The 3,335-nt window shown below is 44.0% G+C and carries 2 protein-coding genes; both read left to right on the top strand.

Annotated features, from left to right (window positions below):
- Positions 1-1,718 (top strand): eCIS core domain-containing protein (locus tag F6K20_RS30525; RefSeq protein WP_287297215.1); only part of this gene is annotated, 1,718 nt, incomplete at its 5' end.
- Positions 1,719-1,838: 120 nt separating this feature from the next.
- Positions 1,839-3,335 (top strand): eCIS core domain-containing protein (locus F6K20_RS30520; protein ID WP_287297213.1); only part of this gene is annotated, 1,497 nt, incomplete at its 3' end.

Genomic DNA, 3,335 nt, shown 5'->3' with positions numbered 1-3,335 from the left:
ATGCCCAATCTGACCAGTTGAATCAATCTATTCAGGCTCGTGCTTTTACTACAGGTAAAGATATCTTCTTTCGGCAGGGGGAATACAACCCTGGGAGTCGAGGAGGGCAGGAATTGATTGCCCATGAGTTGACTCATGTGATTCAGCAAGGAGGTGGCAAAGTTGTGACTAATCAATCGGTTAGGGTCAGCGCAGCTCCTGTAGCTAGGATCCAGTGTATGTCTTTGATGGAGTTCCAAAATAGATACGAACTAAAAACTGTTAAAGATCACAGACAAAATCCTCCTCGGACTTCCTATGTACATCAAAAGTTAGTTGGTCATCGACCCAATCAACCATATCCCCAGTTTAATTACGGCTATGTGGCAAATGTTCCTACCTATCCGGGAGGTACAACTCCAAACGCAATCGCTACTAAGTATGAGGAGGGGTTTGAAGATAAAACAGAGATGTCTTATCGATTTAGGCTAGTAGTTGGGGTGAATAAATACAAAAGCTTAATGAGGGCTAGAAGTGAGGATGAAATCAGAAATGTGATCGATAATACAGGCAATTTTAACTATCCAGGGATTGTTTTTGGATTTACATGGGAACCGTTTTGGTTGGACAACTCTACAGGGATACAGGCTAATTCACATAAGATAGAAGCAGACTTCCGGACACTTGCTGCTGCCGATCAGCAAGAAGCAGAACGCCCATTAACACAAGCCGAGTATCTCCCTTATGGGGTATTTAGGGATGAAATAACTAAAAGCCAATACACTCGAAAATGTGTCGATGACCTAAAAAATCGATTTAACATACCAAACATTTATATTCATATTGGGGATGCAGACGCGCTTAGTCTCAAAGTTCCAGAGGAGCAATCTCGACACGGTCATTATCAACCCATGGGTTTATTTTCCAAGTACGACCAACTCCTTACACGTCATCAGACTAAAGGAAGACAACTCCCCTATCTTGCCAGCGGTGGGTACGAGCTGCGTCAAGGGGCTCAGGGTGGAGATTTGCCTGCTGATGACGATTTGAGTGTACTGGCTAATAAAATTGATATGAAGGTTCGTCGGATTATTTCAAAAGTAGATCCCAGGGCACCATATTTTCCTGAACCTAATACACTTATAAAGTATGAAGCACTCTTAAATGATCCAACAGACCGTAACAGCGGACTCAAAAATCGATTGTTCGGTATCAAAGGTGGGGAAGGAAGGGAGCTTATGAAAAATGTACTCGGCGGCCTCCGAGGAGATCTCAAGGAATATGCCTTCTTCAAGCCCAAGGCGGCAATAGCTACATCAACAGCAGGTGGAGGCGAGCGCCTCAAAGCAAGACCCCTACCAAACTACAACCCTCGCGAGAAGCAGTTGATTTTAAGAAGGAATATTCCTCCAAATATACTCCGATCTGCTTTGAGAAAGGTTTTGACATCGGCACAGTCTCATGCCCACCCAAGAGGCTGGATAACTCAAGTCGGAATGGGTCTAGGTTTAGATTGGTATGGAGTTCAGCAAATTTATCAACAACAGGTTAATAACTCTGGAAATGCTGAGATTATAAAAGTTTTAAATGACTTGCTCCCAAATTTTAATCAAGGAAGACCACGAAGGATAACCAATGCTCAGAGAGGTCTAGTTGAAAGGATGGCACAATCAACAATTACTGCCATCGAGAGTTTCTTAGCAGAATTGGAACAGATCATCATAAAAAAAGCCCAATAGTTGAAGTGGATGGGGATATTCCCAATCCAGACTGACAGTTTCACTCCCCTACACCGATAACCTACTCGGTAATATGATTGGTTGTTAATTTCGCAAACTATTTAAGATTTAGTCAAGCTCATGGGTAATCTACGACAAAGCCAAACCAGAAAGACTCTAACTCGAGATCAGTCTCAAGTATTAGGAAGTAGAAAGCCAACATACCACCCAATCGAGGAACTGCAAGGGATAATCGGCAACCGAGCACTGGGTAATCTAATTAAATCCCAGCAATACAAATCTGGAGAAGTTCATCGTTCCCAAGATCCTCTGCTGAGTAGTGTCTCCCCTGTTAGTGGGCAACCAATTCAGCGAATGCCAATGTTTAGGGGACTTTCCCATGAGTTAATGGGCCATTGGCAGCAGGGCAATCCAGTGCAGGCGAAGCTGACTATTGGTCAAGCTGGGGACAAGTATGAGCTTGAAGCTGACCGAGTAGCATCGGAAGTAGTGGATCGGATCAACACACCAGTTACTAGTCACAGCACTCAACCAGACTCAATTCAAGCTCAAGGTCAGCAAGATGAACTGATGAGGAAGCCAATGGTGCAGCTAATGTCTGTTGAAGGTGGGATGGCAGCTACCCCAGAGTTGGAAAGCTCAATCCAACAGGCAAAGGGGTCGGGGATGCCCATCGCCGAAAGTATCCGGAAACCAATGGAACAGTCGTTTGGGGCAGATTTTAGTGGGGTGAGGGTTCACAGTGATGCCCAATCTGACCAGTTGAATCAATCTATTCAGGCTCGTGCTTTTACTACAGGTAAAGATATCTTCTTTCGGCAGGGGGAATACAACCCTGGGAGTCGAGGAGGGCAGGAATTGATTGCCCATGAATTGACCCATGTGGTGCAGCAGAATAGAGCCTCTGTGCAACGCCAATTAAACCAGCATAATGGGAGTGAATTTGACCATAACGATAAAATTAGTACTAATGAAAGTGCTCCCGTAGATGTTGTACAGCGTCGAGTGGGATATGAATTTGAAGCACAGTGGAATGTGCGAAATGTAAGTAACTGGCAACAAGCCCAGCAAGACTTTCAACGTGCTAAGACTCAACGGGATTTAGCGATCAATATTAAAGTGGCTAAAGTAATGGCTGAACAACCTTCCATAAAAATAGTTGAGCTTACTAACCACGAAAAGGGATTGGATCAACAAGGTCGTTTAGACCTATGGTTTACTGACGATAGTCAATCTACTCTAACTAATGCCGGTCAAGCACTAATGACCAGAGTAAATGAGGACAGTCAGGACTACCAGGCAATGGTTTTTAGCATGTATGTAAATAAACAACTTAGTGAGCCTCCATTACTCGGTCAGAATGTTCCCAAAGCAACAGCTTTTATTCGAGGTGATAAATTTGATCTAACTGCTGATGCAAGTCCTTCAGGAGGCTCTAACTTAGAATGGGTCACAGAGCCACTAGAAAGTAAAAGTGAAGTTGAATCAGTAATGGATAACATTGTGGCAATGGCAAGTTATCTGAATAGTCGTAAAGGAGAGGAGTTTATTCCATCAGAGGACGTAACAGCAGGTGGAGGAGAACCTGAAGCCCATAGCGCACGCTACTGTTCGCGC

The sequence above is a fragment of the Moorena sp. SIO2C4 genome, from assembly GCF_010672485.1.
Taxonomy (GTDB): Bacteria; Cyanobacteriota; Cyanobacteriia; order Cyanobacteriales; family Coleofasciculaceae; genus Moorena; species Moorena producens.
Note: the sequence above shows the minus strand (reverse complement) of the source record. Positions and strands in the feature narration are given on the sequence as shown.